This window comes from Clostridium sp. D5 (assembly GCF_000190355.1).
GTDB classification, from domain to species: domain Bacteria; phylum Bacillota; class Clostridia; order Lachnospirales; family Lachnospiraceae; genus Faecalicatena; species Faecalicatena fissicatena_A.
In genome coordinates this window covers 376,547-402,019 of the sequence record NZ_GL870813.1, presented here as the reverse complement: position 1 = coordinate 402,019, position 25,473 = coordinate 376,547, and the positions used below count along the sequence as shown (strand labels likewise).

General features: G+C 46.2%; 22 protein-coding genes and 1 rRNA gene. 2 read left to right on the top strand and 21 right to left on the bottom strand.

Annotated features, from left to right (window positions below):
- The 5 genes from HMPREF0240_RS13595 to HMPREF0240_RS13575 form a co-directional block, all read right to left on the bottom strand.
- Window positions 1-97: ribosomal RNA gene (locus HMPREF0240_RS13595) — 16S ribosomal RNA — on the bottom strand; the annotation flags it as partial.
- 777 nt (window positions 98-874) lie between these two features.
- Entirely contained in the window at window positions 875-2,203 is a 1,329-nt protein-coding gene (locus HMPREF0240_RS13590) for a 6-phospho-alpha-glucosidase (RefSeq protein ID WP_083806232.1), read from the bottom strand.
- Between the two features lie 28 nt (window positions 2,204-2,231).
- Window positions 2,232-3,818 (bottom strand): alpha-glucoside-specific PTS transporter subunit IIBC, encoded by a 1,587-nt coding sequence (locus HMPREF0240_RS13585; RefSeq protein ID WP_035313424.1) that lies wholly within the window; start codon window positions 3,816-3,818, stop codon window positions 2,232-2,234.
- A gap of 297 nt (window positions 3,819-4,115) precedes the next feature.
- Window positions 4,116-4,874 carry a MurR/RpiR family transcriptional regulator gene (locus HMPREF0240_RS13580; RefSeq protein WP_009003990.1) on the bottom strand — a complete coding sequence of 253 codons (759 nt, stop codon included), beginning with the start codon at window positions 4,872-4,874 and terminating at the stop codon, window positions 4,116-4,118.
- Between the two features lie 140 nt (window positions 4,875-5,014).
- The gene (locus HMPREF0240_RS13575; protein WP_009003989.1) at window positions 5,015-6,112 is read right to left on the bottom strand and encodes a hypothetical protein; all 1,098 of its coding nucleotides are present in this window, start codon (window positions 6,110-6,112) and stop codon (window positions 5,015-5,017) included.
- Window positions 6,113-6,276: 164 nt separating this feature from the next.
- Between HMPREF0240_RS13575 and HMPREF0240_RS13570 the strand changes: the two genes are divergently transcribed.
- The gene (locus HMPREF0240_RS13570; protein WP_009003988.1) at window positions 6,277-7,134 is read left to right on the top strand and encodes an AraC family transcriptional regulator; all 858 of its coding nucleotides are present in this window, start codon (window positions 6,277-6,279) and stop codon (window positions 7,132-7,134) included.
- A 147-nt stretch (window positions 7,135-7,281) separates the two neighbouring features.
- Here HMPREF0240_RS13570 and radA read toward each other — a convergent pair whose 3' ends face one another.
- From radA to dapF, 5 genes are all read right to left on the bottom strand, one after another.
- Entirely contained in the window at window positions 7,282-8,634 is a 1,353-nt protein-coding gene (radA, locus tag HMPREF0240_RS13565) for a DNA repair protein RadA (RefSeq protein ID WP_009003987.1), read from the bottom strand.
- Window positions 8,635-8,747: 113 nt separating this feature from the next.
- Complete coding sequence (locus HMPREF0240_RS13560) at window positions 8,748-9,161, bottom strand: hypothetical protein (protein ID WP_009003986.1); 414 nt, start codon at window positions 9,159-9,161, stop codon at window positions 8,748-8,750.
- Between the two features lie 73 nt (window positions 9,162-9,234).
- Window positions 9,235-11,679 (bottom strand): ATP-dependent Clp protease ATP-binding subunit, encoded by a 2,445-nt coding sequence (locus tag HMPREF0240_RS13555; RefSeq protein ID WP_009003985.1) that lies wholly within the window; start codon window positions 11,677-11,679, stop codon window positions 9,235-9,237.
- 99 nt (window positions 11,680-11,778) lie between these two features.
- Window positions 11,779-12,156, bottom strand: coding sequence for a GntR family transcriptional regulator (locus HMPREF0240_RS13550; RefSeq protein ID WP_009003984.1), 378 nt, complete (start codon window positions 12,154-12,156; stop codon window positions 11,779-11,781).
- Between the two features lie 935 nt (window positions 12,157-13,091).
- Window positions 13,092-13,949 carry a diaminopimelate epimerase gene (dapF, locus tag HMPREF0240_RS13545; RefSeq protein WP_009003983.1) on the bottom strand — a complete coding sequence of 286 codons (858 nt, stop codon included), beginning with the start codon at window positions 13,947-13,949 and terminating at the stop codon, window positions 13,092-13,094.
- 305 nt (window positions 13,950-14,254) lie between these two features.
- Between dapF and HMPREF0240_RS13540 the strand changes: the two genes are divergently transcribed.
- The gene (locus HMPREF0240_RS13540) at window positions 14,255-15,094 is read left to right on the top strand and encodes a helix-turn-helix domain-containing protein (RefSeq protein WP_009003982.1); all 840 of its coding nucleotides are present in this window, start codon (window positions 14,255-14,257) and stop codon (window positions 15,092-15,094) included.
- Here HMPREF0240_RS13540 and HMPREF0240_RS13535 read toward each other — a convergent pair.
- The 11 genes from HMPREF0240_RS13535 to HMPREF0240_RS13485 form a co-directional block, all read right to left on the bottom strand.
- Window positions 15,046-15,522, bottom strand: coding sequence for a threonine/serine exporter family protein (locus HMPREF0240_RS13535; RefSeq protein WP_009003981.1), 477 nt, complete (start codon window positions 15,520-15,522; stop codon window positions 15,046-15,048). The two genes, HMPREF0240_RS13540 and HMPREF0240_RS13535, sit on opposite strands and share 49 nt — an antisense overlap.
- On the bottom strand, window positions 15,519-16,457 hold the full coding sequence (locus HMPREF0240_RS13530) for a threonine/serine exporter family protein (protein WP_009003980.1): 939 nt from the start codon (window positions 16,455-16,457) through the stop codon (window positions 15,519-15,521). Before HMPREF0240_RS13530 ends, HMPREF0240_RS13535 begins: the two co-directional genes overlap by 4 nt.
- A gap of 224 nt (window positions 16,458-16,681) precedes the next feature.
- Complete coding sequence (locus tag HMPREF0240_RS13525; protein WP_035313421.1) at window positions 16,682-18,424, bottom strand: carbon starvation protein A; 1,743 nt, start codon at window positions 18,422-18,424, stop codon at window positions 16,682-16,684.
- Between the two features lie 46 nt (window positions 18,425-18,470).
- Window positions 18,471-18,989 (bottom strand): hypothetical protein, encoded by a 519-nt coding sequence (locus HMPREF0240_RS13520; protein ID WP_009003978.1) that lies wholly within the window; start codon window positions 18,987-18,989, stop codon window positions 18,471-18,473.
- Between the two features lie 124 nt (window positions 18,990-19,113).
- Complete coding sequence (locus HMPREF0240_RS13515) at window positions 19,114-20,424, bottom strand: ATP-binding protein (RefSeq protein WP_009003977.1); 1,311 nt, start codon at window positions 20,422-20,424, stop codon at window positions 19,114-19,116.
- Window positions 20,414-21,094 carry a response regulator transcription factor gene (locus HMPREF0240_RS13510; RefSeq protein WP_009003976.1) on the bottom strand — a complete coding sequence of 227 codons (681 nt, stop codon included), beginning with the start codon at window positions 21,092-21,094 and terminating at the stop codon, window positions 20,414-20,416. Before HMPREF0240_RS13510 ends, HMPREF0240_RS13515 begins: the two co-directional genes overlap by 11 nt.
- 4 nt (window positions 21,095-21,098) lie before the next feature.
- A complete protein-coding gene (gene phoU, locus HMPREF0240_RS13505) occupies window positions 21,099-21,776 on the bottom strand; it encodes a phosphate signaling complex protein PhoU (RefSeq protein ID WP_009003975.1) in 678 nt (225 codons plus the stop codon).
- A 3-nt stretch (window positions 21,777-21,779) separates the two neighbouring features.
- Entirely contained in the window at window positions 21,780-22,529 is a 750-nt protein-coding gene (gene pstB / locus HMPREF0240_RS13500; RefSeq protein ID WP_009003974.1) for a phosphate ABC transporter ATP-binding protein PstB, read from the bottom strand.
- 78 nt (window positions 22,530-22,607) lie between these two features.
- Window positions 22,608-23,468 (bottom strand): phosphate ABC transporter permease PstA, encoded by an 861-nt coding sequence (gene pstA / locus HMPREF0240_RS13495; protein WP_009003973.1) that lies wholly within the window; start codon window positions 23,466-23,468, stop codon window positions 22,608-22,610.
- A complete protein-coding gene (pstC, locus tag HMPREF0240_RS13490) occupies window positions 23,461-24,354 on the bottom strand; it encodes a phosphate ABC transporter permease subunit PstC (protein WP_009003972.1) in 894 nt (297 codons plus the stop codon). Before pstC ends, pstA begins: the two co-directional genes overlap by 8 nt.
- 37 nt (window positions 24,355-24,391) lie before the next feature.
- Window positions 24,392-25,321 (bottom strand): substrate-binding domain-containing protein, encoded by a 930-nt coding sequence (locus HMPREF0240_RS13485; protein WP_347462603.1) that lies wholly within the window; start codon window positions 25,319-25,321, stop codon window positions 24,392-24,394.
- Window positions 25,322-25,473 lie beyond the last annotated feature (152 nt).

Genomic DNA, 25,473 nt, shown 5'->3' with positions numbered 1-25,473 from the left:
CATTCCGAAGAAATCAAAGTAAAGTGCTTCGCTCGACTTGCATGTGTTAAGCACGCCGCCAGCGTTCATCCTGAGCCAGGATCAAACTCTCGTTAAAAGTGTTTGTATCCGAGTCAGAATTAACTACTAGCTAATTCTATCCCTTTTACTGTTCTTACCACCGAGATCTCTCTCAGTGATGGGTGCATCTTTTATGATGCTGTTCTTTGAAATTTTCTCTTCAAGAAATTTTCAAGGGTTTGTTGTCTATTGTTTAATTATCAAGGTTCTTTGTTGTTTTTGCTGTCGTTCTTTGTCGTCAGCGGCAACTTTTATAGGATATCATATCTGTTGTCGTCTGTCAAGAACTTTTTTAGTTTTCTTATTCGCTTTGAGTTCCCAGATTTTTCCAGTCCCTCAATCGACAGCTTTAATATTTTAGCACATCGCGCCTGATTTTGTCAAGGCTTTTTCGACATTTTCCAACTTAGCTTTTTAGTAAGTTTCATACCTGCATATTACTCATCCGACTCAGTAGCTTCCGCTCTGTCAGTATCAGTTTTTTGCTTGTGTGTCATCCGCGATGGAACTTAATACTACCACTGTAATTCGAAATTGTCAATAATTTTCTTGTTTTTTATTTTATTCGTGTAATTCAGACAATTTATCCCTAAATTCCACACTGCTTTTATGCAGATTTTGTCTTCATGCACACGCCTGATTTTTCTATACAATTAACTTCATAATAGCCATCATCTTTTCTTATCATTATCGAATTAGCAGACATATATAATGACAGGCACTATAAGCTTTGTCTAATCGTTTCTGTTGATTTAAGAATATTCTGAAAATGGAGGGTCAAAGGGGTCTGACCCCTTTGACCCCCTCTCTTTACCTATTTAAGTTCCGGCCAGTAACCCTGATTCGCCTCTATCAGATCGTCCAGTATCTGTTTTGCCACTTTCGCGCTCGGCACGGTTTTTGAAAGTGTAAGAGCCTGCCACAGCTTTTGATAGCTGTTCGAAATCCATGCATCTACGACCAGCTTCTCCACACTCACCTGCTGTTCCATAAGCCCCTTTTGAAATTGCGGTATTGCTCCCTGGCATATTCTTTCATACCCATTGCTCCCAACAATACAGGGGATTTCCACCATTGCTGTACGTTCAAAGTTCTCAATTGCGCCTTCGTTCTGTACGATCAGAAGGAATCTTTCTTGTGTATTCTCGGCTATTGCACAGGCCAGATCTACTATATAAGAAGCGTGAACATCGGCTTCAAGTCCTCCCCCTTCGCTGGTTCCCTTTTCGATGATGGCGTGGCAGGCACCGAAGACCTGTTTTTCCCGACCGTCCATGACCTCGTTGGCACGCGTATAATCAGGGTTGCTATGGGCTGCCACATAATCCGGATACAGATAATATTTCAGGTACGTGTTTGGAATCGTCTCCGGATCCAGCGCGTAGACGTCTTTTGCCTTTGTAAACGTTTCTCTCCAGCTGTCATCCACATGCTGTTCCGAGTCAGAAATCCCCTCTGCAAATCCATTTTCCGCAACATGTGCCCGAATCTCAGGAAGCAGGTCATTCCCTTCTTTATCATATATCCTGGTCCACCATCCGAAATGGTTCAGGCCATAATAGGATACCGTCATCTCTTTTCTGGACGAAAGACCGCACATATCTGCCATTTTCTCTTCCAGATCAATCGGCATGTCACAAATATTTAAAATTCTGGATCGGGGCCTCAGCCGCCTCGTTGCTTCTGCCACTATTGCTGCAGGGTTGGAATAGTTCAGCATCCATGCATTCGGAGAGTATCTTTCCATATAATCCAGGATCTCGATTACACCGCCGATCGAACGCATCCCATAGGCAATTCCACCAGGTCCGCATGTCTCCTGTCCCAGTACGCCATATTTCAGCGGTATTTTTTCATCCAGTTCACGCATGGCATATTTCCCCACACGGATATGAGCCAGTACAAAGTCGATACCGGTAAATGCTTCTTCCGGGTCTGTCCCATAAGAAAAAGCAACCTCAGGAGCGTGTTCTTTCAGGTAAATCTCGCAGGCCTTTGCCACAATCTCCTGTCTTTTTTCATCATTATCGTAAAATTGAATCCTGCTGACCGGAAATCGGTCCATATGCTCCAGCAGCATCAATACAATTCCCGGGGTAAATGTGCTTCCGCCGCCTGCTATTGTTATTGCATATCTCTTCATTATATAATCCTCTCTTTTCTTTTTACTGTTATAACAGCTTTTCAAATTCTTCTCTCACCTGAGGCACGGACATCCCTACGATAATCTGGATTGCTTTGCCTTTCCCCGCCAGACCGTATGCTCCTGCCGCCTTAAATGCACTGGCATCCTGTACCAGGGACTCGTCTTTTACGCTGATTCTCAACCTGGTTGCGCAGTTCGTCACATCTGCAATATTGTCTTTTCCGCCGCAGGCCGCAAGAAATACTTCCGCTTTCCCGGAATATGAGCCTTCTCCTGCCCCATTGCCTCCCGCGGATTTTTCTGTTAGCTTCTTTTCTTCATAATCCGCCCGGCGGAACAATTTTGTTTCTTCTCCGTCAGTCTCCCGCCCAGGAGTTTTAAAATTAAATTTCCGGATCATAAAGCGGAAGAGGAAGAAGTAGACTGCGGTAAATGCAACTCCTACTAAAATCTGTACCAGATACGATACCCAGTGGTTCTTAAATAGTGGAATCCAGTTCATCACCGCAAATCCTATGAGACCATCCGTAAAATAACCTGTTATGCCAAGCAGATAACATGCCGTTTCCATCAACGCCGTCAATATACTGTGTGTTATAAAGAGAGCCGGTGCCACAAAAAGGAAAGTAAATTCCAGCGGCTCCGTAATGCCGGACACAACTGCTGTCAGCGTAGTCGGTATCAAGAGGCCTGCCACTATTTTTTTCTTTTTCTCATCTGCCGTATTATAAATTGCCATTGCAATACCGATAGATCCGAATATCTTTGTCATACCGAAAAGCGTGAAACCGCCTTCCGGAAAAAGTACCCTGAGAGACTCTGTACTGGCTGCAAACTCATTCATATGAGCTACCCAGTAGGATGCAAGGCCGCCCGTAACAGCCACATTATCATAGAGGAACGGCGCATATACAAAATGGTGGAGCCCTGTAGGAATCAGAATCCTGACAAGGAATGCGTAAATGCCGACTCCTGCTGCCCCCGAGCCTGCCAGAAATGTCTGCAGCATTGCAATACCGAGCTGAATCTTGGGCCAGATAAGCGCCGCCGCAAATGCAACCGGAATCATGGCAAAAAAGCCAATCATAAAAATATAAGTAGATCCTTTAAAGATACCCAGAAATTCGGGAAGCTCTTTATCAAAATAGCGGTTATGTAAAAATACCACGATGCCTGCGATCAGTATTGCGCCTACCATACCCATATCCAGCGTTTTGATTCCGGCAATGTTCGTAAGTCCTGTTCCTGCCCCGGCTTCCACTGTATAGTCAACCCCAAAGAATGGTCCCCAGGCTGCCAGGATTGTGCTTAAAAATACATTAAATGTAAGATAGAGGACCACCGCCTCCATACAGGCCCTTGCATTTTGCTTTTTAGCCAGCCCGATCGGAAGTCCAACTACAAAGACAAGAGGCATATGGTTAAATACTGTCCATGCTCCCTGCTGTATCACATTCCATAATTGGTACCACCAGCCGGATGGATCTGCAAGGCCTCCCATTACCTGCTGGTTCATAAAAAGGCTCGAAAGCCCTGCCATAAGTCCTGCAAAAGCAAACAGAAGCACTGGCGTAAACATAGCTCCACCGAATCGTTGAATTTTTTGCATCATAGTTATATTCCTCCCTTTTCATTCCATTTAGATTTTCATTTCATTTGTACAAACGCCGCTTGAAGTGTCTACATCCTAACAATATTTGCTGGGCTTTTCAAGACTTTAGGGGCGGTCTGGGAGAAAGTCAGCGAAACAGATTTCTTTCACATATCATGTGAAACTTCACATCCTTTTCTGTGGGTTTTGCACAATTCCCCCATTCTCATTTTGTAAAAAACACCCAAAACATCTTCCTCTTCTGTGAAAAAAAGCAGAAGGCCCTGAAGCCTTCTGCGATAGATTTTCTGTTTCCGGTTATTCCCGATTCTGTATATAGAATAAATATTTTACCATCAGCAGTTCCGATAAAAGAAAAAAGGGAGTCGTTGTCTCATAATCCAGTGCATAGGATGAGGTAACTAAGGAAGTGCTGATATAAAGGCTGTAATCACTCATCCGGGATAATTCGTTATTATTGTTTCTGGTAATGGATAAAACAGGAACCCTGCGCCGGTGCAGTTTCCTCGCAAATTTAAGTGAATTTTCAGATTCTCCGGAAAGCGAAATAATAATAACCAGGTCTTCCGGCTGGGCCATATCCGCCACAAGCGCCGTCTCAACCCCGGTGCCTTCTATTCTGATCATACAGACTTGAGCGGAAAGAAATACTCTCTGCATTTCTTTGGCAACACTGGACTGCACAGAGCCTGTCCCATATAAAAAAATCCGTTTAGATTCAGAAATGACCCTGCAGATATCCGTCAGGTTTTTCTGTTCCATATCCTCAATCAGTCTGTGGTAATCTTTGCAGATATCCGATATCACATCTTTGCGTATCTGCTCCCTTTCCTGATTCTCCCATTTGAGGTAAACCTTCAGTTCACCAAATCCGTTCAGCGACAATTTCTGTGCAAACCGCATGACCGTTGAACGGGATACATTGCAGTTTTTCGCAAGTTCCTCGATCGTGGTGTTGCAGCACTCTGCCCGGTGAAAATTGATATACTCCCATATGTAAAGATCGGTCTCATTCAGCTTTTTCTGATGAATATCCACGAGATTCTCTAATTTCATAGTACCCCCTGTGCAATTATAAATGTTTTTTAATATTATACTGCAAAATGGTGTTTTTTCAAACAACAGTTTCTTCCATCAGGCAACTGCTGTCAAACAAACAGGGATAACTGCGCTGCCCGGCAATTATCCCTGCATTTCTAAATAACATGATATTTTTTTAAATACTCCTCAAACTGTTCCTTCTCTTTTCCTGCACCTGAACATATAAAACAGAGTCCTCTTTCAGTACCGGTAATTTCCACGATATCATCTATATAATGCAGTTCGCCGGCACCATTGATAAATACCTGGCATAGTTTTCCTGCTCCTGTGATTTTTTTGTATATGTCGGGCCACTGATCCAGCCCCGGTGCCCCCGCACCGTTCACCCACTGTACCCCTTCAATGGAATCAATGGTCAGTATGGAATCCAGATGCTTTACCGCATCCGGCCCGTCCAGGTGGTAGAATACCCTGGGAATGAACCTGCTTTCTTTCTCCAGGATCGGTTTGTAATAATCATCGAACATCTGCGGACCAATCATAGCCGAAAAATCATTTTGCAGTACGTAATACGGTTTCTGCGACAACATTGCAGCCCAGCTTGTGTATCCCGGATTTCCTGCCGGGTCAATTACCCTGAAAAACTCCTGGTATGCTTCTTTAAACTGATCATATATATTCCATGCTGCTTTCATTACACTTTCTCTGTCCGTGCACAGTTCAATCAGCAATTCATTCGCATCACGTATGGAAGAGAGGACGTCATAGATGCCGCCAAAATCCGGCACACCAACAGCTATCCGGCCCTGAAAATGCTCCTGTACCTGCCTGGTCAGTTCCATAGCTCTTACATATAAAGGACTCTCCCTTTTCAGTTTCATAACGGCAATCTCGTCCAGTTCCTTCTCCGGGTTGGAAAACCACACGGTTCCCTCCTCGCTGCTCAGCTTATAATCCTGTCCCAGAAATGCCCCCAACACCCCTGTTGTCCTCATATAAAATACCGGAAAAGCATCGCCGAAGAATTCAACGTTTTTGTACGCTTCTTCAATTCGTTCCATAGCTTCACACACAGGCATTTCCAGATTATAGCAGGCATTCAGTATTTCCCGGCGGTAATCAGAACTGCCATAATCACCGGCTGCCGCCCGGGTCAGAGTCACCTGGATGAGCGGCCTGTCCAGTTTGTGTTCCCACCAAAGTTCAAAGTCACCGGCAATCTTATCATAACGTTGTTTATTAAAATTAAGCATCTGCAATTTCCTCCTCTTAATTAGATTTTCCTGAATTATAGCAATATCTCCTTACTCTCTCAATACTGCATCCTGCTCTATAATTTATTCAAATTGCTATTAAATTTGTTATTTCAGGGGAATCGTGTTATGATGAAAAGCACAAAAAAGTGGAGGATATCGCTGTGATCTGGAAAGAAAAAGGACTATTAAAGAACTCGACGATCTGTTTTCTGCAGCCATACGATAATGTCAGTGAGTATTATACGCTTCTCACTTGCGGGAGTTTTTTCTGCAACCAGGATTATTCTGTAAAAAAAGAAGGCGGACGCCCGCCTCTTCTTATGTATATTACTGCCGGAACGCTCCGCCTGACCTACCGCGGCCTGAGCCATAGTGCCGGTCAGAACGAAATCATTCTGATCAGCTGTGCAGAAAAGCATCACTATTACTGTACTGATCAGTGCAGCTTTCTTTTCTTTACTTTTAACGGCTCAAATGCCGTAAACATTACAAATCTGCTGATTGAACAAAATGGCGGACCTGTATTTCATCCGTCACAGGTATCGGAAATTTATCAGGCAATATCTGCCCCGATTCTGAATCTCTGTTATCAGGAACAGATTTCTGATATGGAGCTCTCCATCCTGGTATATACCGTCCTCTGTAAAATGAAGGACTGCGGCAGTCATTTTCCGAATCCGGCTTCCACTGGTTCTTTGGCAGTTACCAGTTCCATTCAGTACATGAAAAATCATATCCGGGAATCTATATCACTGAAAGAGCTGGCAGGACATGTCAATTTAACCCCGTGCTATTTTGCGCATCTTTTCAAAAAAGAGACGGAATATACACCGATTGAGTACTTCTCCTGTCTGAAACTGAACCAGGCCAAACTGATATTGGCCACCACGGATTCCACGATTACCGAGATCTCTGAACTGCTGGGATATAGTTCCACCTCAAGTTTTATTAATGCCTTTAAATCCCGAAACGGTATTTCTCCGCAGAAATACCGCCAAAAACTGCTGCTAAGACCATAAATCAGTACACAATATATTTTTAATTTATATAGGATCTAGCAGCCGGAGGGTCCGCACGGATGTGGATAGCAGCTAAATCTTTCACCGGTGTACGTTTCACTCATATATCGTATCATCGCCATAAAAACATAGCATAGAATGTATTTTTTACAGGATATTCATGGCATCGTTAATGGTTTTCACTCCCACGATTTTAATCCCTTTTATATCTTTCACCATGTCTTTTGATACAGAGGGCAGGATGCAGGTCTCAAACCCCAGCTTTTTTGCTTCCGCCACTCTCTGCTCCGGCATATTGACTGCGCGGACCTCACCGCTCAGCCCCACCTCACCGAATACGATCATCTTCTCATCAATGGGTCTGTTTTTATAACTGGATACCAGGGCCATCACGATCCCCAGATCTATCGCAGGTTCATTCATCTTGATTCCGCCTGCAATATTGACATAGGCATCATAATTGGAAAGCGGCAGACCGATTCTTTTTTCCAGGACAGCCATCAGAAGATTGACCCGGTTATAATCCGTTCCCGCAGCAGTCCGCCTTGGAAGTCCGAAATTGCTCTGGCAGACGAGCGCCTGTATTTCGATCAGAATCGGCCTTGTCCCCTCCATAGAACACGCCACCACAGAACCGGACGCATTTTCCGGTTTTCCGCTCAGCATGTACTCCGAGGGATTCTCTACCTCAACAAGCCCCGTCTGTCGCATCTCAAACACCCCGATCTCGTTGGTTGAGCCAAACCGGTTTTTTACCCCGCGCAGAATCCGGTAGGAAGCATGCCTGTCACCCTCAAAGTACAGCACGGTATCCACCATATGTTCCAGCACTCTTGGCCCCGCAACGGTTCCCTCTTTGGTCACATGCCCGACAATAAATATAGATATCCCCAGACCTTTGGCAAGCTGCATAAAGATGTTAGTAGATTCCCGCACCTGCGATACGCTGCCGGGTGCGGAAGACACCTCTTCACTGTACATCGTCTGTATGGAATCAATGATCACCAGCTCCGGACGCCGGCTCTCGATTATATTCTTAATTGTTTCCAGATTAGTCTCACACAGGAGCTTAAGATTCTCTTTGAACTCCCCCATACGGTTTGCCCGAAGTTTGATCTGTGCAAGGGATTCCTCCCCTGATATATATAGAATGCTTTTGTTCTGTGAAAGCTGCTGGCATACCTGAAGCAAAAGGGTAGATTTCCCTATGCCCGGGTCGCCGCCCACCAGAACCAGCGAGCCGGGTACGATCCCTCCCCCGAGAACCCGGTCCAGTTCCTGTATTCCCGTCAGGATCCTTGTATGATCGTCTGCGCTGACCTCTGACAGCGATACGACTTCCGCCGCCCTTGACGTTTTAACCACCGCTGTTTTCGCGGTGCTCACCTTTTCTTCTACGAAAGAATTCCATTCCTTGCAGGCCGGACACTGCCCCAGCCATTTCGATTCTTCATGCCCGCAGTTCTGGCAGAAAAACACACTTTTTTTCGCCTTTGCCATATTACTCCTTACCAGGGGTCTGACCCCTTTGCCAAAAGGGTCAGACCCCTCTATTAAAAAGAGACAGGTTTTTATTTCCCTGTCTCTTTTTTTATTTCTCTATACAGATAATTCTAGCACTTTGCTACGCTGACAGTCACGCTGTCTCCTTCGCTTACTTCTGTGCTGACGCTTAGCTTGCCGCTTAAGTTTGTCATCATCTTTCCTGCTGATGTTCCGTTGATAAATACTTCATACTCACTGTCTGGTTCCAGCTCTAATGTGAACTGTACGTCTTCAGGTGCGGATACTGTAAATGTAACTTCTGCATCAGTAGCCTTGAAGTTCTCTACTGTGCTGCCCGGCACGGACTCGTATACGAACATTCCGTTCTTCTCCAGCTTCGTGATCTCTTTAAATGTCTTCACTTTATAGATATCGCCTTCAAATTCGAAATTGTCCATTTTGGTCTTGGATGCCAGTGTATAGTCTCCAAAACTGAGTGTTCCGTCATCTTCCGCGCGTAGTAGTTCTTTTACTGTTGCCATTTTTATTATCCTCCTAGGTATATCAGATTGTTGGTTATCCTGTTTGTATTATATAATAATTCGTTTTTATTTTCTACTCATTTATGGACTTTGGGTAAAATTTAATTTCTTTTTTAGATACTCCGGCTTCGACGTGATCTCCTTCTTTTACTTCACCGTTTAGAATCGCCTCGGCCAGCTTATCTTCCAGTTCTGTCTGCATGGCCCTTCTGAGCGGACGGGCACCGTATTTTGCATCCGTCCCTTTCTCGACAATGAACTTCTTTGCAGATTCCCTGAGCGTCAGGGTAATATTCATCTGTGTTTTAACCCGTTTGGTAAATTCTCTGCACATCAGCGTTACAATCTGCTTCATATGTGTACTGTTCAGCGCATGGAATACTATGATTTCATCAATCCGGTTCAGGAACTCAGGACGGAAAATAGTCTTCACTTCATCCATAACGTTCTGTTTCATCCGTTTATAATCGCCTGCCGGATCTTCCTTCGCGGCAAATCCCAGCTTCTTTGGTTCTATAATCGCTTTTGCTCCTGCATTGGAAGTCATGATAATCACCGTGTTGCAGAAATCAACTTTTCTTCCCTGTGAATCCGTGATGTGTCCGTCATCCAGCACCTGCAGCAATATGTTAAATACATCCGGATGTGCTTTCTCTACTTCATCAAACAAAATAACCGAATAAGGATGTGTGCGCACCTGGTCACTGAGCTGTCCGCCCTCCTCGTGACCCACATATCCCGGAGGAGATCCTATCATCTTAGACACTGAATGCTTCTCCATATACTCTGACATATCTACACGGATCATGGACTCTTCATTTCCGAACATTGCCTCAGCAAGCGCTTTTGAGAGCTCCGTCTTTCCCACACCCGTAGGACCCAGGAACAAAAAGGAACCGATCGGGCGTTTCGGGTCTTTCAGGCCTACACGCCCCCTCTTCACAGCCCTGGCCACCGCATTGACAGCCTCCTCCTGGCCCACGACTCTTTTATGGAGAACCTGTTCCAGCTTTTTCAGTCTGTCAGTATCACTCTCTGCCAGCTTCTGTACCGGTACTTTTGTCCAGGCCGATACCACATCTGCAATATCTCCTTCTGTCACTTCCGGATGATGGGAAGCTGTCTTCTTCTGAAAACGCTTTTTCAGACTTTCCAGCTTACTTTCAACTTCCTTCTGCTCGCTGTGCACACGGGATGCCTCTGCAAAATCACCCGCTTTAATACATTCTTCTTTCTGCTTTATTAACTCCTTCAGGGAATCTTCCAGGCTCTTCAGATTCTCCGGCACCTTGTAACCGCGCATACTCACTCTGGAGCACGCTTCATCCAGTACATCGATTGCCTTATCCGGAAGATTTCTGTCTGTAATATACCGTTCTGACAAGTGTACCGCTGCCTCAAGAGCTTCCTCCCGGACGGTCACCTTGTGGTGGGCCTCATACTTGCCGCTCAGCCCGTGCAGAATCTCGAGACACTGCTCCTTCGTCGGCTCCTCCACCGTAATTGGCTGGAAACGCCGTTCCAGAGCCGCATCCTTTTCAATATACTTGCGATACTCTGCAATCGTGGTCGCCCCGATCAGCTGCATCTCTCCGCGGGCTAGTGACGGCTTCAGGATACTGGATGCATCAATCGCCCCTTCCGCGCCGCCTGCACCGATCATCGTATGAAGCTCATCCAGAAAAAGAATAATATTGCCGCTGGCTTTTACATCAGCGATCAGTCCTTTCATCCGCTCCTCAAACTCTCCCCGGTATTTGGAGCCCGCGATCAGTCCGGGCAGATCCAGCGTATAAATCTTTTTGTCCTTCATATTTTCCGGCACCACACCCATAGCAATCCTGGATGCAAGCCCCTCTATAATCGCAGTTTTTCCAACCCCCGGTTCGCCCACAAGACAGGGGTTGTTCTTTGTTCTTCTACTTAGCACCTGCATCAGACGATAGATCTCTTCCTCCCGTCCTACAACAGGGTCCACCCTTCCCTCTGCCGCCTCAGCAGTCAGGTCCGTACAAAACTGCTCCACAACCGCACTTTTACCATGAGAATCATCCTGCAGTTCCTCCTGGTATTCCTTGGGATCCACCCCCGCCGCATTCAGAATATCCTGCAAAATCTTCTGCAGACTGATATTCAGCGTAATCAATATCCTGGTTGCCACACAATCCACATCATGAACCATAGCCAGCAGCAAATGCTCCGTCCCTACGCTCTTCGTATGAAAATGCCTTGCCTCACTGCCGCTGTTCTCCAGCAGATACTTAAGCCGCGGACTCTCATCCGGATGCTCCACGCTCAGCACATCATCGGCCGGCGTAATCAACTCATCCATCAGATGGAGAATCCGCTCCTCATCCACACCATTAGATGCAAGAATCTGCCCTGCCACTCCTGTAAACTCCTTGCGCAGCCCCAGCAGCAAATGCTCCGTTCCTATATACGGATGCTTCAGCTTTTTTGCCATGGCCGCCGCATATTTAATGGCACGTTCGGCCTGTTTTGTATAATTAATCTGCATATCTTCCTCCCGTTCATTTCTGTCCGATTATTCATAGCTGTCTTTTAAAATCTGCTATACCAAAAACCCCAGTATAAATAAGCCTCTTAAATTCTATTCCTAAAAGGCATCCTCATACACATCAAATATCTCATCCACCAGATTATGCACTTCTTCTCTGGAAATATTCTTACAGCAGCCCTTCGCAAGTAAAATTGTAAGCTGCTGCCTCATCTCCTCCAGAGCCTTCATCTTATCAACATCCAGGGCAATGACCGCCCCCCGTCTTCTATCCAGCTGAATAAACCCTTCCTGCTTCAGAACAGTATAAGCCTTATTCACGGTATGCATATTCACCCCGACCGTATCAGCAAGCTGCCGCACAGAAGGAAGCGAATCCCCTTCACGAATCGTAGAAGTGGCAATCCCCATTATAATCTGATTGCGCAGCTGGATATAAATCGCCTCTTCACTGTTAAAATCTATCTCAATCAGCATATCATCACCTGCCTTTTATTGTTATACCTATGTTAGCACACCTCCCCACGCCCCGCAAGAGAAAATTGTGGGTGGACATTATTACGGCTAGAAGGACGCCTGCATGAAATGGGGCGGGGGATAGACGGAGAAAAGGGGGGCTGGAAGTAACCCGTGTGCGAAGAAGTGCTAACGAAAGAGGAGCCGCCCAGGAGGGCACATCCGGCATGCAGCCAGAAAGCCTGATGCTTTCTGGCCTTAGACCGGAATGGGAAGTGATTTTGGAAAATCACTTCCCATCCCTCCTGGACGGCTCCTCTTTCGTAAGCACTTCTAATCGCACACTCTAAACTTCCAGCCCCCCTTTCCTCCGTCCATCCCCCGCCCCATTTCATGCAGGCTGCGCGCATCAGGACGGTAGATATGTGTCCACCCGGTAGGCAATTTAACCGGAACAGCGGATTGAACTGGATTGCCGGAAAGTGTATCTGCCAGTATGTTTATAGTATACACATACAGTAATCTAAAGTAAATTTATAGATGAGGTAGATAAGCAGACAGAAATCATATAGCATCTAAAGAAACTATTAACTTAACTAAAAATCCCCATATCCCCCCGCGCCGCCAGCTCCCATCCGTTGCCCCCGCCAGTTCCCCCCGTGAAGCTCGACGGTCCGCCTTGATGCACCCAGCCTCCTGAACCGGACATAGGTGTGTCTGGAAGCATGGGCCGGGCTGTTAGCCGGAGTAAAGTAAAAAAGAAGGAAACCCAGGGTGATTTTTGTGATTCCGAATCACAAAAATCCCTGGACCCAGCGCGCGAAGCCCTGATGAGGGCTTCGGGTGATGTGTCCAGGTTGCCCTGGGTTTCCTTCTTTTTTACTCTACTCCGGCTTACAGTCCAGCCCCGCTTCCAGACACACCTATGTCCGGTTCAGGAGGCGGCCCCCCCTACATCAAACCGCCCGCAGCTTCTCCACAAACTCATTACTCAGGTCTATTTTGGCTACGTAGAATACTTCTCCTGTCATGTATACTTCCCAGTTTTCGTCTATTTCTACCTGCAGTTCTCCGCCAGGCATGTGTACGACTACTTTGTTACCTGTCATTCCCAGTTTGTGTGCGACTCCGGCGGCTGCACATGCGCCTGTCCCGGTTGCCATGGTGTAACCGGCGCCTCTTTCAAAAGTTTCTATGGCAATATTATTGTTGTCAATTACCTTCATGATCTCTGTATTGATTCTTTCCGGGAAATATCTTGCCACCTCGGAGTAATTGCCGATCTTACAGACAAGCGGCTGTGAAATCTCCCGCATCGGGATGACACAGTGCGGGTTGCCTACAGAGACGCAGGTTACCGGATACAGGGTTCTTCCGAATACCATGTCTTCATTGATGACCTCGCGGCGCTCCCCTGTCACCGGAACCTCATCGCTCCAGAAGGACAATTTGCCCATGGAAATACGCAGTCTGCTGCCATCCTCGTTCAGATATGTGATTTCCACCAGGCCTCCGTCTGTGACAAGTTTGTAATTTTTTTTCTGCACATAGCCGGCGTCCTTCAAATACTTGGCAAAAATGCGCACTCCGTTTCCACTCTTTTCTGCCACGCTTCCATCCGGATTCCAGATCCTAAGAGACATGTGCTTTTCCCCGATAAACGGTCCTTCCAGTATGCCGTCGGAACCCAGTCCCATATTTCTGTTGCAGAGCATCTCCGCATTCGCTTTATTTAACTCTAATTCATTCTTATTCGGATCATAAACCAGATAATCATTCCCAAGACCATGATAACGTTCCAATGTAATATTCATAATACGCACCTCCTGTTTCTATCATTATATCAGGCATTTTTTTCATATAATACTTATTAAATGCTTTTCACATTGCAGATAATGCTCTATAATAAATTATACTGCCGGTGCCCAGAATGCACCAGCATCATAGAACATGTTCGTTTATACCAAAAGTTTGCTGGTAAGTTAATTATTATTCAACGTACCAGTGTTCTGTCCGGTGAGTAATTATACTTTTGCTTTGCATGATTTGTGCCAGTGCCAGGCGAAAATTGGACCGCGATGGGGTGACATTTACAAAAAGCAGCTGAAAGGAGATTTATATGCAGCAGTATAATAAACGTGGTTATCTGAACAGTGATTTCCGCATCTTCCATATAAAGGACAGTATTTCCAAAGAGTTTGAATTTCACTACCATGATTTTCATAAAATCACAATATTCATCAAAGGAAAGGTGCAATACATTATTGAAGGCAAGTCCTATGAACTTGAGCCCTATGATATTGTACTGGTTCACCGCAACGACATCCACCGCGTACAGGTTGACAATTCTATCCCATATGAAAGAATCATTGTCTACATCTCCCCGGGTTTTATGAAGGATTATCAGACACCGGAATATGACCTGAGTTACTGCTTTGAGAAAGCAAAAAAAGAACACTCCAACGTGCTTCGCATCCATTCACTTGAAAAGAGTTCTCTCTTTCGGATAACAAACCGCATGGAGCGTTCCTTTGAGGATAATGAATATGCCAGCAGCCTCTATCGGCAGCTGCTGTTTCTGGAATTCATGATCCATTTGAACCGTGCAGCCATCAAGAATCGAGTGGAATTCCTGGACACGGAATTATACAATACAAAAATCGTAGATATTATGCATTATATTAACGGACATCTTACAGATAATCTGGACATAGATACACTGGCCAATAACTTTTATATCAGCAAGTACTACATGATGCGCCTGTTCAAGACAGAAACCGGTTATACCATTGGCAGCTACATTACCTACCGGCGCCTGCTGCTTGCCCGGGACCTGATCCTTAGTGGCACTCCCATCACTGAGGCCTGTTTTGCCAGCGGATTCAAAGATTATTCTACCTTTTCCAGAGCCTATAAGTCTGAATTCTCTGAGGCGCCGCGCAGTCTGCTCCGCCAGTAACTGACGCGGAACCACTGCTTTGGTATGGTGACAATAAAGACAATGCCCAGCACAATGGCAAATGCAATTTTCAGTGCCTCAATGCCTCTGCCCGCCGCCTCCGCCAGGTTCCCCTGCACAAGATTGTATACGGTATAATAAACACCCGCACCTGGAATCAGCGGGAATATCCCGGGTACCAAAAAGACGGTGATCGGGCACTTCATCCACACTGCAAGCGTCCTGGACATCAGCACCACAAGCATCGTCCCAAGAAACGTAGATGTTGACACAGAAGCGATATTCTCACTCGCCAGATAGCAGAGCCATCCTGCCATTCCAGTCAGCCCGCAGCAAAGATAAAATCTGCGGGGAACATTAAATAATACAGAAAATGCAATCGTCCCCAGAAAAGAACAAAACATATTTACCAGCACAAATCCGGTCATAACATCACACCTCCCGTCAGCTTATTGAAGCATCCCAGCACAAATCCAACTCCGATCGCAATATAAACAAATACAAGAAGCGCATCCACTATCCTTACGATCCCGGAAATAAAATCGCTGTTGGCAATATCGCGGATAGAATTGACAAACGCCAGCCCCGGAACCAGAGGTAATATAGATCCAATAATTAATTTGTCCATCCTGACGGGGAATGGCCATGGCAGCTGGAGTGCAAGAAGCGCCATAATGGTAATAAATCCTCCGCCTACAATATTGATAATGATCTTGGACAGCCTGTGGTTCTCCCCGAAGATCACAAAGACATACAGCAGACAGCCGATTACAACGGCCATCATACTCTCCCAGAGATTGGCCTGCAGCAGGTAGCAGAAGCATCCGCTTCCGATTCCCGCAGCAAAAACCCGGAATCTGCCTCTTTTGGGAGGCATCGCTTCAATCCTGCGCAGCCGCTCTTTTGCTTCTGCCAGGCTTACATTTCCCGCCGAGATCTCTCTTGACAGATCGTTCACCTCCGTAACGATTCCCAAGTGGAAACCGGAGATCGGAATATGTTTTACCTTGGCATAGACCTCTTCCTCCTCATCTCTGGCAGTCATAAAAATACCGTTGCTCATGACAAAGGATTCCACGTCCGCTATATCAAACCGCCTGCAGACATGCTCGATCGTCTCCTCCACACGGAAGATCTCCGCCCCGTTTTTCAGCAGTACCCGCCCCATGTTCATGGCCAGATCCAGCACCTCACGCATATCCGCCTTTTTACCGCCCGGTTTTCTGCCGTCTTCGGGAACAGCAATGGGATCTTCCCCGTCTGTTCTCTCCCTTACGGCCTCCCTTAAATCGGAATCTGCTATTTTTATTCTTTTTACATTTATCTGTTCTGCATCTTCTTTCATGCTTTCTTTTTCTGTCATGCAAAAACCCCCAAAACATCTACAATATAGTATTTACAAATTGCCGGAACAATTGCAGAAATACGGTATAAATTACTTTTTTATATCAAGTAATTTATTGTAGCATGCTTTGAGGGTAAAGTCATCTTACTATATTAAATTATTTTTCCCGCAAGAATCAGGGGCCAAATGGACATGTCTGTATGTACATTTAACTCAATACAAATAGCTGAAAAATCCTTCTGTTATGCCTTTGCCTTTTTCTTTGACTGTCCGGTCAGTGTCTTAATGCCATCCACTGCAAGCACTGCTGCCAGCATAATCAGAAGTACGCTTATTACAAGACGGATATAACACCAGACAACACCGTCGGCTCCGGCAAGAATTCCGGCAAAATTGGACTTGATCGTCAGGCACAGAGAGGTAAGTGTCACAACCAGCATAAATGCCATAGGGATCAGGAACATCTTATTGTTTTTACCTACCTTGCCAAGCCATGTGGCAACCGCAAGCAGACCCAGAGCAGCCAGCAGCTGGTTGGCAGCTCCGAACAGCGGCCATACATTTGCATATCCCGTCATACCAAGTGCAATACCTAGCACTACGGTGATAATCGTTGCCACGTATGGGTTTGTCAGAACCTTCTTATAACCTGTCACGGTTTTTATCTCTTCTCCCGGCTCCAGCCAGAATTCCTGGAACATATAACGTGCAAGACGTGTAGCCGTATCCAGTGAGGTCAGGCAGAATGCGGAGACCGCAAGCACAAGCATAGAGAAGATTACGCTTTCAGCGCCCTTTAAGAACGGGATCGTGGAAGTCATCTTTGAAATACCGGTTGCAAATACATTCGTAGGCACTACCAGTTCTCCTGCGGAGTAGCTCTGCCAGACATAACCGACAGCACACAGGGAAATTATCGCCAGCGCACACTCAATCAGCATACCCCCGTATGCGATTGGACGGGCATCTTTTTCACTGTTCAGCTGCTTTGCAGTAGTGCCGGAACCAACCAGAGAATGAAATCCTGAAATAGCGCCGCAGGCGATGGTAATAAACAATGCCGGAAACATATAGCCCAGTGAAGTTCCCGTTGGCATCAGTGTATCCTTAAATCCTGTGAATGCCGGAATATCCAGGCTTGCATTCCCTGTAATCCCTGCACCAATGACACCAACAATTGCAACCGCCATCATAAAGTAAAGCAGGAAAGAGCTCAGGTAGTCCCGCGGCTGCAGCAGTATCCACACCGGTGTTACAGATGCAACCAGAATATAGATTCCCACAATGATCATCCAGGTTTTGTTATTCAGATACAGCGGATGCCAGTTCAGTCCGATTACCATACAGATAATAATGGCCATCACACCCACAACGGTGGAAACGCCCAGAGATGCATTTTTCCGGTATACCAGAAATCCAAATACAACAGAGATTACAATAAACAGAATCGAAATCATGGCTGTGGATGCATTTGCCGAGGATGCCGCCAAGTCCACCGCGCCGGACTCCGTATAGGTTGCCATAAATGTATTTGCAACAATAGATGCAAATGCAGCAACAACAAGGAGTAATGTAAGATAAGAGAAGATAATAAAAATCTTCTTAGCTTTTGTCCCCATGGTATCAGCAATTACTTCACCGATGGACTGTCCTTTGTGTCGGATCGAAGCAAATAATGCACCGAAATCATGAACAGCTCCGAAGAAAATACCACCGATCAATACCCATAGCAATACAGGAACCCATCCGAATACTGCCGCCTGTATCGGACCGTTGATCGGCCCTGCGCCTGCAATAGACGAAAAATGATGTCCCATCAGTACAGGAGCTTTCGCCGGACAATAATCCATTCCGTCTTCCAGCTCGTGTGCCGGAGTCTTTCTGCCCGGGTCCACACCCCACTGTCCTGCAAGCCATTTGCCGTATGTAACGTATGCAACGACCAGAATCAGAATACCTGCAAGTAAAATTACTACTGCGTTCATAGTTCACACTCCTTTTTGTAAGTAATAGTAGCTGTATATAAAAAGGTCAGAAGACCTTCTCATATCCTTTCACAAGTTCTCTTGCCGCCCGGTTGCCGGATACCTTATGGTTCTCCATGTCAAAGACAAGCACTCTGGCCTCCGAATATCCCCGCAGTCCGAGCCGGTAATTTTTGAAGAACTTAAAATCCCGGACAGCCTTCCCAGCCTCCTGCGTCAAGCCGTTTTCACAGATAAATATTGCAGTTATATATGTATACATGTGATTCTCGGCCGTACAGGCCTCTTTGTTTCTCACCAGTTCCGGTTCAATGAAGGTATCAATCTGCACGCGGAACCGCTTTAAATCTTCTGCTTCCAATCTGTCTCTGCATGAAAAAAATGTATGTTCAAAACAATTTGCCCGCCACAGTTCCGCTTTCTTAACCAGAACGTACTTTGCACTTGTCACATTAAAAGCTGCATATGCATCATATCGCTCTCCTTCCACCTCATACGGGCGGGTAATATCAAAAGCCGACTGATAAGACTGCAGCAGTTTTTCCAAAAATTCCTGCCCGGTCATTGTCTGTTTCTCCTTTAAGGTTCTATCACTTTAATACGTAAACGCAATAAAACCACTTGATTTAGTTTACACTAGCTCAAGTGGTTTTTCAATGATATAATTTATACTTTTTTAATAATATACATTAAAATTTAATATCTATACGTGTTCCCTTACCTGCTTCACTGTCCACCGTTACCTTCGCACCGTGCAGAAGTGCACCGTGTTTAACGATTGACAGTCCCAGCCCTGTGCCGCCGCTCTCTTTGGAATGGCTTTTATCTACACGATAGAAACGCTCAAAAATCCGTTCATGGTGCTCTTTCGGTATCCCGATCCCATTGTCTGTTATACTGACCTTGGGTCCTTGCAGTGTATTCCCTACCCAGACGGATACCTGGCCGCCGGTAACGTTGTATTTGATTGCGTTCTCACATACATTATAGATCATCTCATCTAAGATCTGACGGATCCCGCGGTAAACCACCGGCTCGCCTTCCACCACAATATGAACTTTTTTCGCATTCGCCTGAGGGGAAAGACGACTCACAATCTCCCTGCACAGCGCATAGAGATCCACCGCCTCTTTCTCAAGCTCCACAGACTCCTCATCCAACTTGGAAAGTTTTATAATATCCTCCACCAGCGTGATCAGACGCCGTGCCTCCTTGTATATCCTGTCCGAGAAATTCGGAACATCCTCCGGCCTCACCATGCCATTTTTCATGATCTCCGCATACCCTGATATGGAAGTCAGGGGAGTCTTTAATTCATGAGAAACATTGGCGGAAAATTCCTTGCGCATTTGAGATACAGCGTCCTTCTCCTTATTCTGTCTGTCCATCGCCTCCAGAAGAGGTGTCATCTCCTCATACACAGTGTTCTCCAGAGGATGCTCCAAATCCAGCTCATTGATTGGTTTAATCAGCCGGGCAGTCTGCCACTTTGCCATCAGCCAGGCGATAACCAGCATCGCACCAGCCAGAATGCACATCACGGGCAGCACACTCAAAGCCGTACTCACCAGACCGTCCATCAGCTTGGCCACGCGCAGTACTGTACCGTCGTCCAGAAGAAGAGCATAATAATACATCTCTTTTCCCACAGTTCCTGACACCCGGATGTCCTCACCGCTGCCATTCTCCAGTGCACTGCTTACCTCCTGCCTGGATCTGTGATTGTCCAGAGTGGATTCATCCCGCCTGGAATCATACATCACGGTCCCATCCGTATTGATTCTGGTCACCCGTGTCCTTACATCTACCTCGTCCATCTGCTCCAGATAGGCAGGACCCGAGATATTGATTGCTGTTTTAATATATCTGGCCTCCTGCCGCACCTCTGTCTTCAAAAGCGTCAGATTCTGCCTGTAAATCACAACGGTCAAAACCAGGTAGGAAATCAGAAGTGTTATAGAGAGTACAAACACCATGCTCCTCTGGATTTTAGCTCTCATTCGATCCTCCTATGCGGTATCCGACGCCCCTCACAGTCTCAATGATCTCGCCCTTGACGCCCAGTTTCTGCCTAAGCGTACGCACATGTACATCTACCGTCCTTGTCTCACCGTCAAAATCATACCCCCAGATATCCTCCAGCAGCTGATCCCTCGTGAGAACTATATTCTGATTCCTCATCAGCCGCTCCAGCAGCTCGAACTCCTTCAGAGTCAGTGTGACGGTCTTTCCATCCACGGTTACCTCATGCTTCTTCACATTCACACAGACTCCGCCCACGCTCATATCATCCTTATCCGATGCCCTGCCGGTGCGCCGCAGTACCGCTTTCACTCTGGACACAAGTTCCATCATTCCAAAGGGTTTTGTCACATAGTCGTCTGCCCCGGAGTCCAGGCCGACCACCTTATCGTACTCCGCGCCCTTAGCTGTCACCATAATCACCGGAATATCCTTCGTCTTGGACGAACTCTTCAGCTTCCCGAGCAGTGAAAGCCCGTCTTCCCCCGGCAGCATGATATCAAGCAAAATAAGCTCTGGCGTATCAAACGCCAAAGCCTCCATAAAAGAGCCGCCTTCCGCGAATCCCTGTGCCTTGAGCCCCGTGGTCTCCAGTGTATAAATTACAAGCTCCCGGATGTTGTCGTCATCTTCTACGCAATAGATCATTTTGTCACTCCTTTATCTGGTTTACTCCCAGGGTCATCCCGTTTTTGTGGACTCCCGTGATAGAAAATTCAACCCATTCGGCGATATTGGTTGCGTGGTCGCCTATACGCTCCAGATACTTTGTCACCATAATCAGGTCAAAGATTCTCTTTCCGTTTTCTCCTTTTTCTGCACGGATATAATCTACAAGCTCGTTGCGGATCGTATCAAATAAATGATCCACATCATCGTCGGCATCCATAACATTTTTAGCCAGCTCCAGGTCTTTTGTCACATACGCAGTCACACTGTCCCTCACCATCTTGCTTGCCGCCGCAGCCATAATACCGATTTCCTTAATGTCTGTAGCAGTATTGTGTTTGGAAGAAATTACAATCTCCGCAATATCCGCTGTCTGGTCACCGATCCGCTCCATATCCGTAATCATCTTCAGCGCCGCTGAAATTCTGCGCAGATCCTTTGCCACAGGCTGCTGCTGCAAAAGAAGCTTCAGGCACAGTCTTTCAATATCTTTTTCCATCTGGTCGATCTCTTCATCGGCCTCCATGATTGCTTTGGCCTGTTCCAGGTTGCACTCCTCCAGAGCCTTTGTGGCCTTCGCAATGGCAATCTCACACAGCTCTCCCATGTGGGTAAGCTGCTCATCCAGTAACTGTAACTGCATGTCAAATCTATTCCGCATTTTTTATCCAAACCTCCCTGTAATATAATCTTCTGTCCGCTTATCCGCGGGTATGGAGAATAACTTCTCCGTGTCATTGTATTCTACTACCTCACCAAGAAGAAAAAACGCCGTATTGTCCGAAACACGCACTGCCTGCTGCATGTTATGCGTTACCATAACAATAGTATAATCTTTTTTCAATTCCATCGCAAGGTCTTCTATTTTAGATGTGGAAATCGGATCCAGCGCAGATGTGGGTTCATCCATCAGCAGAACCTCCGGCTCAACGGCCAGTGCCCTGGCAATACACAGACGCTGCTGCTGTCCTCCTGACATACCAAGCGCGCTTTTTTTCAGCCGGTCTTTGCATTCTTCCCAGATCGCCGCGCTGCGCAGTGACTTTTCCACAATATCATCCAGTTTTGATTTGGAGTGGATGCCGTGGGTTCTCGGTCCAAAAGCAATATTGTCATAAATGCTCATCGGAAACGGATTCGGCTTCTGGAACACCATTCCAACACGTTTGCGAAGCAGGTTGACATCCATCCCCCTGAATATATTTTCACCGTCCAGCAGGATCTCTCCCTCAATACGGCAGCCCTCAACCAGATCGTTCATCCGGTTGATGGACTTTAACAAAGTCGATTTACCGCACCCGCTTGGCCCGATAAACGCTGTAATTTTATTTGCTTCTATCTCCAGATTTACATCCTTCAGGGCTTTGAAATCTTCGTAATACAAATCCAGATTTTTGATACTTATTTTTCCCATGTCTGATTCCTTTCTTATCCTTATTCTGCAGCTTTGCTGCTTCCCGTCTTATGGCATGGATGGCGGGTTGCCCTTACTTTATGCTTTTGTTAACCGTTTCGCTATGACACTGGATAATGCATTGATCCCAACTACCAGAATCAGAAGGATGACTGCTGTGGCGTATGCCTGATCCATATAAAGACCTTCGCTCGCCAGATTATACATATGCACGGCCAGTGTTCTCCCGGAGCCCATCACGCTGGAAGGTATATTTGCCACGGTTCCTGCGGTGTACATCAATGCCGCAGTCTCTCCCACGATTCTTCCGATTGCAAGAATGATACCTGCAAGGATACCTGGTATGGCGGAAGGAAGCACAATGCGGAACACCGTCCGAAGCTTTCCTGCGCCCAATCCGAAACTTCCTTCCCGGAAAGTGTCCGGCACCGCTTTGAGCGCTTCTTCTGTGGTACGCATAATCAGCGGCAGGATCATAATGGCCAGCGTAAATGCACCCGCAAGAAGGGAGAATCCCCATCCCAGCGTATTTACAAAGAACAGCATTCCAAAGAGGCCGTATACGATAGATGGGATGCCAGACAGGGTTTCTGTCGTGAGGCGGATAATCCCCATAAATTTGTTGCCCCTTTTCGCATATTCCACAAGAAAGATCGCCGCGAAAATACCAAGAGGAACGGCAACAACAAGGGACAGCAGGGTCATGGTCACCGTATTCACCAGCGCCGGCATCAAAGATGCATTGTCCGATGTATAGGTGAAGGAAAATAAAGAGGGTTTAATGTAAGGAACTCCATGCACCAGTATATAGATAATCAGGAAAATCAGTACCGCAAAAGTAATGATTGCGCCCAGAAGAACCAGAAGCATCATAATAAAAGATCCCGGGTGATGCAGGTAATTTTTCAATTTTTGACTGAATGTTGTTTGATTACTCACGGCTGGACCTCCCATTTAACAGTGCGACACTGAAGTTGATAATCAGGATAAATACAAACAGAACCACACCTGTCGCGATCAGTGCTTCCCTGTGTAAATCTGTGGCGTATCCCATCTCAATCACGATATTCGCAGTCAGGGTCCTGACACCCTTCAGAAGTCCTGCGGGCATTCTGGCCTGATTTCCGGCCACCATGATTACGGCCATTGTCTCACCGATCGCACGTCCGACTCCAAGTACAATTCCCGCAATCACTCCGGACTTGGCTGCCGGCATAATCACCCGGAAAATACTTCTCTCATGAGTTGCCCCAAGTGCCAGGGCTCCCTCATAATAATGCTGCGGCACCGAACGGATAGCCGACTCTGTCACCCCGATAATGGTCGGCAAAATCATCATTCCCAGAAGAACGGAGGCTGTTAAAATACTGCTTCCATTTCCGCTACTCTTTGTCAGACCCAACTCTTTTAAGGTTCTGCCAAGATCTCTCATCCACGGAACCAGAACCACAAGTCCGAAAAAGCCATATACAACGGAAGGAATTCCTGCCAGCAGTTCTGTAGCCGCCTTCAGCGGTTTGTAAATCTTTTTTGGACAGTACATTGCCATAAATACAGATGTCAGGATACCGATTGGCACACCTACAATAATTGCCCCGGCCGTCACATAAATACTGCCGACGATCATGGGGAGTATTCCATATATATCATTGTTCGGTTTCCACATCTCCCCGGTTAAAAACTTTACAAATCCGATTTCTTTTATTGCAGGGACCCCATTTGCAAACAAAAAGACACAAATGAGAGCTACCGCCAGCACCGAAGCACAGGCGGCAATGAAGAACACTCCCTGCATGAATTTCTCATTCCATGCTTTTGATTTCATTTATTTGATTACCTCGTCTTGGTCAGGTTTATATGCTTTATTCAACCACTTCATCCCAGGTGATTGCCTCGCCGGTATAGATTGCTTTTACCTGCTCGCTGCTCAGATCATCTATTGTACTGTTCTTGTTCACAATCACTGCGATTCCGTCTGTTGCGATAACTGTTGCCTGAAGTCCCTCTGACAATTCTGTATCTTTCAGTTCTCTGGATGCCATTCCGATATCATAGCTTCCGTCGACAGCAGATGTCATACCTGTTGTAGAATCAGTTGTCTGGAGTTCAATCTCCGCATTCGCGTTAACAGCCTTGTAAGCTTCGATCAGTTTTTCCATAACCGGTGATATGGATGAAGAACCGCCGACTACCGCTTTACCTGACGGGTTTGTTCCCTCAAAAGGTTTTACATCATCAACCGCGATGTAATGATTTTCTTCCACAACAGCCTGGCCTTCCTCACTCATAATGAAGTTAATAAAATCTTTTGCCACCTCATTGTCCAGGTCTTCCTTCGTTGCAATGTTGAACGGTCTGGATACTTTGTATGTACCAGACTTTACATTCTCAGCAGTTGCCTCTGCCCCGTCGATTTTTAAAGCTTTCACGCTGTCATCCAGGGAACCAAGTGAGATGTACCCGATCGCATACTCGTCGCCTGCCACTGTTGTCATCATAACGGATGTGCTGTTTGTAATCTGAGCCTCCTCCGTTGTCATATCTATTTTTTCATCACCATTTTTCTCTTCAATACCGAACAGCTCGATAAATGCGCCTCTTGTACCTGAACCGTCCTCACGGGATACAATTGTAATATCGTTGGAGCTGTCCCAGGAAGCGTCGTTCTGCTCTGTCTTTGTATCTGTACCTGCGTCCGCAGAATCTCCTTCTGCCTTCTTGTCGCTGCCGCATCCTGTTGCTGCAACCGCCAGCATACTAACCATAGATAAAACTGCAATAAACTTTTTCATTCTCATTTCACAATTCTCCTTTACTTCTTAAAAATAATCTGCGGGTGATTACCCGCCGTTTTCTGGAATCATTTTCTTCACAGTGCAATCATATAAAATCAATGTAAAATTTGAAATCACCACAATGTTAAATCCTTGTTAAATGAAAAAAA